The organism is Achromobacter sp. GbtcB20 (assembly GCF_019091095.1).
Taxonomy (GTDB): domain Bacteria; phylum Pseudomonadota; class Gammaproteobacteria; order Burkholderiales; family Burkholderiaceae_B; genus Achromobacter; species Achromobacter mucicolens.
The window spans coordinates 1-256 of the sequence record NZ_JAGXJZ010000666.1; the positions used below are offsets into that span (position 1 = coordinate 1).

At 66.8% G+C, this 256-nt stretch carries 1 protein-coding gene; it reads right to left on the reverse strand.

Going from position 1 to position 256, the window contains the following annotated elements; translation table 11 throughout:
* Window positions 1-256, reverse strand: a 256-nt coding sequence (locus KVT32_RS30650; protein ID WP_217619492.1) for a hypothetical protein, incomplete at both ends; no start/stop codon positions are given.

Here is a 256-nt window from a genome sequence, read left to right on the forward strand (position 1 = left end):
GCTGCTCGGTGAAATACGGCCGGTTGCCGAAATACTTGCCGATGACCTCGGGCTGCGAGCAGGTCGTGACGATCCCCTTGCGGTCGAGGACCGCCACGGCGGAAATGTACTGCTCGGAGAAGATGCCCGCATCGATCGTGCCCTCCAGGCTGAGCCGCTTGCCGGCGCGCGCCCACTGGTGGCGCAACAGCAGCAGCAGGCGGTCGGTGTCGTCGATCGAGCGCCGCGCACGGACGACCATGCTGCGCGTATAGGC